Source organism: Pseudomonas sp. GW821-FHT10C09 (assembly GCF_059415465.1).
The window spans coordinates 91,970-98,684 of record NZ_JBWKNG010000025.1 but is presented as its reverse complement, the minus strand read 5'-3'; the positions used below and the strand labels follow the sequence as shown (position 1 = coordinate 98,684).

The 6,715-nt window shown below is 60.7% G+C and carries 4 protein-coding genes; 3 read left to right on the top strand and 1 reads right to left on the bottom strand.

The genetic code is table 11. The annotated features are described in order from the left end of the window. Positions 1 to 58 precede the first annotated feature (58 nt). Complete coding sequence (locus AC07N8_RS23965) at positions 59 to 1,192, bottom strand: AAA family ATPase (protein ID WP_493145958.1); 1,134 nt, start codon at positions 1,190 to 1,192, stop codon at positions 59 to 61. A gap of 176 nt (positions 1,193 to 1,368) precedes the next feature. On the opposite strand from AC07N8_RS23965, the gene AC07N8_RS23960 reads away from it, so the two are divergent. The 3 genes from AC07N8_RS23960 to AC07N8_RS23950 are packed head-to-tail and all read left to right on the top strand — an operon-like array spanning position 1,369 to position 6,592. After that, the gene (locus tag AC07N8_RS23960; protein ID WP_483840882.1) at positions 1,369 to 2,472 is read left to right on the top strand and encodes an efflux RND transporter periplasmic adaptor subunit; all 1,104 of its coding nucleotides are present in this window, start codon (positions 1,369 to 1,371) and stop codon (positions 2,470 to 2,472) included. Further along, entirely contained in the window at positions 2,469 to 3,545 is a 1,077-nt protein-coding gene (locus tag AC07N8_RS23955; RefSeq protein ID WP_493145959.1) for an efflux RND transporter periplasmic adaptor subunit, read from the top strand. Before AC07N8_RS23960 ends, AC07N8_RS23955 begins: the two co-directional genes overlap by 4 nt. Continuing rightward, positions 3,542 to 6,592 carry an efflux RND transporter permease subunit gene (locus AC07N8_RS23950; protein ID WP_483840884.1) on the top strand — a complete coding sequence of 1,017 codons (3,051 nt, stop codon included), beginning with the start codon at positions 3,542 to 3,544 and terminating at the stop codon, positions 6,590 to 6,592. Before AC07N8_RS23955 ends, AC07N8_RS23950 begins: the two co-directional genes overlap by 4 nt. Positions 6,593 to 6,715: the final 123 nt, after the last annotated feature.

Below are 6,715 nucleotides of genomic sequence, written 5' to 3'. Positions count from 1 at the left end.
CCAAGGACGGTGAAGATCTCAAAGACCCGGTTTCCAGTGGACCGTAAGGCTGCTCCGCTTAAGTGAACAGCATTACGGTCTGGCCGAGGTTTTTCTCCAGCACGATGCAATTGCATTCCGGGTCTTCCTGCAACGCCGAAATCAACCGCCGCGCATGAGACACCACCCACACCTGGCACTGCTCCGAGGCCCGGATAATCAAGCGAGCCAAGGCCGGCAACAGGTCTGGATGCAGGCTGGTTTCCGGTTCGTTCAGCACCATCAACGTGGGTGGGCGGGGTGTCAGCAGCGCAGCGACCAGCAGCAAATAACGAAGCGTGCCATCCGACAATTCGGCGGCCGATAACGGCCGCAATAGCCCTTCCTGATAAAACTCAATGGCAAACCTCCCGCCCTGCAATGGCGCGATGTTCAGCCGCGCGCCGGGAAAGGCATCGCTGATCGCCGCCTGCAACGCCTCGGGATCGCCGATTTCCCTGATGGTCTGCAACGCCGCCGCCAGGTCACGACCGTCATGGTGCAACACGGGCGTGCGGGTACCGAGTTGCGGCTGGCGAACCGGTGCGTCGGCATCACTGCGAAAGTGATCGTAGAAACGCCAGCGCCGAATAAATTCACGCAGTTTCATGACTTCCGGCGTGGTGCGAAAGCTGCCGACCTGATCAAACAGGCTGTCGAAATCCGGCGTGTGTTGGGCCAGCACTTCCCACTGGCGACCGTCCCGGGCACGGACCATCGGGCCATTGCGGTCCACCAGCAGGCTGGCAGGACGGTAAGCGGCGCCGGCCCAGATACATTCTCGCTTGATCTCGGGGTCCAGCGAAAAATACGTGATGTGATCCGGTTGCGGCATCGGCAGGCCCAGAGCGATGGCGTAGCTGAAGTCTTCACCGGCAAAGCCCAGGCGCAAACGCATGGGCGATTGACGGACGCTGCCTTCGACCGAGACTTCACCATTGCGCATGCGCCGGGTGATGTTTTCCGGCCCGGCCCAAAAAGTTGAATCCAGCCCACCCTCACGGGCCAGCGCATTGACCACGCCGCCCTGAGCCGTTTCCGCCAGCAGGCGCAACGCGCGGTAGAGGTTGGATTTACCGCTGCCATTGGGGCCGGTGATCAGGTTCAACCGGCCCAACGGAATCACCAATTTATTGATCGAGCGGTAATTGGCCACCGCGAGAGTTTTGAGCATGCGTGTTCCTTGGGCGGGATCAATCGGCGGGCATTGTCAGGTACGCGCAGGCGTCTACGGCAAGTGTTTTCAGCAGAAATCGTTAAAAATTTTTTCCTCATAAGTCGGTCGTGCAAGGTCGCAACTTTGTTCTAAGCTCTCTGTCGTGTTGTCCAAAAAAAGGCCAAGGAGTTTGCATGGCGGTTTCCGGATTGAAAGTCATCATGGCCTTGAGTGTCGCAACCCTGCTGACGGCGTGCGACGAGAAAAAACCGATTCAGGAATACCTTCCAAGGGTATTCGTACAAGTGGTCAAACCGGCGGATTACGCGGCCTCGGTAACGCTGACGGGAGACATACAGGCACGCGTCCAGACCGAGCTGTCATTCCGCGTTGGCGGCAAAATCATCCAGCGTTCGGTGGATGTCGGTGATCGGGTGACCGCCAAGCAAGTGCTGGCGCGGCTCGATCCCAAGGATTTACAGACCAGCGTCGATTCGGCCCAGGCCCAAGTGGCCGCCCAACAGGCGCTGGTTAAGCAGAATGCCGCGGCGTTCGTACGCCAGCAAAAACTCCTGCCCAAGGGCTACACCAGCCAGAGCGAATATGACTCGGCGCAGGCAGCGTTGCGCAGCAGTCAGAGCGCCTTGGCCGCTGCCCAGGCGCAGTTGGCCAATGCCCGGGATCAACTGAGTTACACCGCATTGGTTGCCGATGCCCCCGGCATCATTACCGCGCGTCAGGCAGAAGTCGGTCAGGTCGTGCAGGCAACCATGCCGGTGTTCAGCCTGGCTCGTGATGGCGATCGGGATGCGGTGTTCAATGTGTATGAAGCGCTGCTGGCCGAGAAGCCGGCGGATCAAACCATTGTCCTCAGCCTGCTCGACAACCCCGCCATCAAAACCACCGGCACCGTACGCGAAGTGACCCCGTCAGTGTCCGCTCAGTCCGGCACCGTACAGGTCAAGGTTGGCCTCAACAGCCTGCCCGACGGCATGCAACTGGGCTCGGTGGTGAGCGCCACGGCCAAAGGTTCGGGCAAGTCGGCGATCGAGCTGCCGTGGTCGGCCCTGACCAAAAACATCAGTGAGCCTGCTGTCTGGCTGGTCGACGACAAGGGCCAGGCCCAATTGCACTCGGTCACCGTTCTGCGCTACCTGACGGGCAGGGTCATTATCAGCAAAGGCCTGCAGGAGGGTGACAAAGTCATCGTCGCCGGCGGACAGTTGTTGCACCCGGGCATGGAAGTCGAAATTGCCGAAAATACTTATAAGGATCTGAGTTGGGGAGCCAAGCCATGAAGCCTTTGTGGGCATTGCCCCTTGGATTGTCCCTCGGGCTGGTGCTGAGCGCCTGCTCGAAAAACGAGCCACCGCCGGAGCCGGTACGCCCGGTGCTGTCGGTCAAGGTCGAGGCGTTGAACGAAGAGGATCTGGGCCGGTTTGCCGGTAGCATCCAGGCGCGCTACGAAAGCAATACCGGCTTCCGGGTGGGCGGGCGCATCGCCAGTCGTAACGTCGATGTCGGGGCCGAGGTCGAGAAGGGCACATTGCTCGCGACCCTTGATCCTTCTGATCAACAAAACCAGTTGCGTTCGGCTCAGGGCGACCTGGCGAAAATCTACGCGCAATTGATCAATGCCAAAGCCAGTGCGTCGCGCCAGCAGGCCCTGTTTGATCGCGGAGTGGGTGCGCAAGCGCAGCTGGACGCCGCCCTGACCGATCTGAAAACCACCCAGGCCTCCCTCGAGCAAGCTCAGGCGGCGGTCAGCCAGAGCCAGGATCAACTCGGCTACACCGAGTTGCGCTCCGACCATAAAGCCGTGGTCACCGCATGGAACGCCGAGGCCGGCCAAGTGGTTTCTGCCGGCCAGCAAGTGGTGACCCTGGCGCAACCGGACATCAAGGAGGCGGTCATCGACCTGCCCGATACCCTGGTCGATCAACTGCCCGAGGATGTGGTGTTTCAGGTCGCCGCCCAACTCGATCCGAACACCAATACCACCGCGATCATCCGCGAAATCGAACCCCAGGCGCAGAGTGCCACGCGCACCCGTCGCGCGCGCCTGACCCTCGCTGAAACGCCGGAAGGCTTTCGCTTGGGCACCGCGATAAGCGTCACCCTGAGTTCGGCGATCAAGCCGCGCATCGAACTGCCTCTCACCTCGTTGCAGGAGGTCGACGGCAAACCCCGCATCTGGGTGATTGATACACAGAAAAAGACCGTGGCACCCAGGGACGTCAAGGTCATCAGCCGTACTGACAGCACCGTGGTGTTGGCCGGCGGCGTCAAGAACGGCGAGCGCGTCATCACGGCCGGCGTAAACAGCCTCAAACCGGGGCAATCAGTGAAATTTGACGAGGACAGTCAATGAAAGGGCCTTTCAACCTCTCCGAATGGGCCCTCAAGCATCAGTCGTTCGTCTGGTACCTGATGTTCGTCGCGTTGCTGATGGGGGTGTTCTCGTATTTCAACCTGGGGCGCGAAGAAGACCCTTCCTTCACCATCAAGACCATGGTGATCCAGAGCAAATGGCCGGGGGCGACGCAGGAGGAAACCCTCAAGCAGATCACCGACCGCATCGAGAAAAAACTCGAGGAACTCGATTCCCTCGACTATGTGAAAAGCTACACGCGCCCCGGCGAGTCCACGGTCTACGTGTACTTGCGTGACACCACCAGTGCCAAGGACATCCCGGAAATCTGGTACCAGGTGCGCAAGAAGATCAACGACATCAAGTACCAGTTCCCGCAAGGCATACAGGGACCGTCGTTCAACGACGAGTTTGGTGACGTCTTCGGATCGATCTATGCCTTTACTGCCGACGGCCTGACCTTGCGTCAGTTGCGCGATTACGTGGAACAGGCCCGCATGGAAATTCGCGGTGTGCCGGGTCTGGGCAAGATTGAAATGGTCGGCCAGCAGGATGAAGTGCTGTACCTGAACTTCTCCACACGCAAACTCGCAGCGCTGGGCATTGATGAGCGTCAGGTGGTGCAGAGCCTGCAAAGCCAGAACGCCGTGACCCCGGCGGGTGTCATCGAGGCCGGGCCGGAGCGGATTTCGGTGCGCACTTCAGGGAAGTTCGCCTCGGAGAAAGACCTGGCCGAGGTCAACCTCAAGCTCAACGACCGCTATTACCGTCTGGCCGACATTGCCGACATCAGCCGTGGCTACGTCGATCCGGCCTCGCCGGAATTTCGCTACAACGGCAAACCGGCCATCGGCCTGGCGATTGCCATGCAGAAGGGTGGCAACGTCCAGGCGTTCGGCAAGGCCTTGCATGAGCGGATCAACCAACTGACCGCCGACCTGCCTATAGGCGTCGGCATTTACAACGTCTCCGACCAGGCCGTGGTGGTGGAAGAGGCCGTCGGCGGCTTCACCAGTGCGCTGTTCGAGGCGGTGATCATCGTGCTGGTGGTCAGTTTCATCAGCCTCGGCGTGCGCGCCGGGCTGGTGGTGGCGTGCTCGATCCCGTTGGTGCTGGCGATGGTGTTTGTGTACATGGAGTACAGCGGCATCACCATGCAGCGGATTTCCCTGGGTGCCCTGATCATCGCCCTCGGCCTGTTGGTGGACGACGCGATGATCACCGTGGAGATGATGGTCACGCGCCTGGAGATGGGCGAGACCAAGGAGCAGGCGGCCACGTTCGCCTACACCTCGACCGCGTTCCCGATGCTCACCGGTACGTTGGTGACGGTGGCGGGTTTTGTGCCGATCGGCCTTAACGCCAGCTCCGCCGGTGAGTACACCTACACGCTGTTTGCGGTGATTGCCTGCGCCATGTTGGTGTCGTGGGTGGTGGCGGTGCTGTTCGCGCCGGTGATCGGCGTGCACATTCTCAGCACCAACGTGAAACCTCACGAAGGTGAACCCGGACGCATCGGCAAAGCCTTCAATGGCGGGCTGCTGTGGTGCATGCGCAATCGCTGGTGGGCCATCGGCATCACCGTGCTGTGCTTTGCATTGGCGTTATTCAGCATGCGCTTCGTGCAGAACCAGTTCTTTCCGTCTTCGGATCGACCGGAAATCCTGGTGGACCTGAACCTGCCGCAAAACGCCTCGATCGACGAAACCCGCAGGGCTGTCGATCGTCTCGAAGCCACGCTCAAGGACGATCCGGATATCGTGCGCTGGAGCACCTACGTCGGTCAGGGCGCCATCCGTTTCTACCTGCCACTGGACCAGCAACTGCAAAACCCGTTCTACGCGCAGTTGGTGATCGTCAGCAAAGGCAAGACCCGTGAGGCCATGATGCAGAAGCTTCGCGAGCGCTTGCGCAACGACTTCGTCGGCATCGGCAGTTATGTCCAGGCACTGGAAATGGGCCCGCCGGTAGGGCGTCCGATCCAGTACCGCGTCAGCGGCAAAGACATCGATCAGGTGCGCCGACATGCCATCGACCTGGCCACAGAGCTGGACAAGAATCCGCACGTTGGCGAAATCATCTACGACTGGAACGAGCCGGGCAAAGTGCTGCGGATCGACATCGCCCAGGACAAGGCGCGGCAGTTAGGGCTGTCTTCCGAAGACGTGGCCAACTTGATGAACGGCATCGTCAGCGGCCAGGCGGTGACCCAGGTCGACGACGACATCTATCTGATCAACGTGGTCGGTCGTGCCGTGGACTCCGAGCGCGGTACGCCGGAAACCCTGCAAAACCTGCAGATCCTCACACCGAGCGGCACCTCGATTCCGTTGCTGGCATTCGCCACGGTGCGCTACGAACTGGAGCAGCCGCTGGTGTGGCGTCGCGATCGCCTGCCGACCATCACCATCAAGGCGGCAATACGCGATGAGATCCAGCCGACGGACCTGGTGAAAATCCTCAAGCCGTCCATCGATGCCTTCGCCGCCAAGCTGCCGGCAGGCTACAAGGTCGCTACCGGCGGTACGGTGGAGGAGAGCGGCAAGGCCCAAGGGCCGATTGCCAAGGTTGTGCCGTTGATGCTGTTCTTGATGGCGACCTTCCTGATGATCCAGTTGCACAGCGTGCAGAAGCTGTTCCTGGTGGCCAGCGTCGCGCCGTTGGGCCTGATCGGCGTGGTCATTGCGTTGGTGCCGACGGGGACGCCGATGGGCTTTGTGGCGATCCTCGGGATTCTGGCGCTGATCGGCATCATCATTCGTAACTCGGTGATTCTGGTGACCCAGATCGATGAGTACGAGAAGAAGGGCTATGCGCCGTGGGACGCGGTGGTCGAGGCCACCGAGCATCGACGTCGGCCGATCCTGCTGACGGCTGCGGCGGCGAGCCTGGGGATGATCCCGATTGCCCGGGAAGTGTTCTGGGGGCCGATGGCCTACGCGATGATTGGCGGGATCATCATCGCGACGTTGCTGACGCTGCTGTTTTTACCGGCGCTGTATGTGGCCTGGTACAAGATTCGCGAACCGAAGAAAGAGGCGGCTTAAAAAATCGAGCGCTTCGCGCTCTATTCGTCGGAGCGCCGCCCGGAGCCGGCGCGCTCCCACAGGGTGATTTGTGAACGCCACAGATCCAATGTGGGAGCGAGCCTGCTCGCGAAGGGGCTTTGA

Bases quoted from the DNA above. Each gene is read 5' to 3' on its own strand.
- AC07N8_RS23955 (WP_493145959.1), top strand. From the start codon at position 2,469: ATGAAGCCTTTGTGGGCATTGCCCCTTGGATTGTCCCTCGGGCTGGTG.
- AC07N8_RS23965 (WP_493145958.1), bottom strand. From the start codon at position 1,192: ATGCTCAAAACTCTCGCGGTGGCCAATTACCGCTCGATCAATAAATTG.
- AC07N8_RS23960 (WP_483840882.1), top strand. From the start codon at position 1,369: ATGGCGGTTTCCGGATTGAAAGTCATCATGGCCTTGAGTGTCGCAACC.
- AC07N8_RS23950 (WP_483840884.1), top strand. From the start codon at position 3,542: ATGAAAGGGCCTTTCAACCTCTCCGAATGGGCCCTCAAGCATCAGTCG.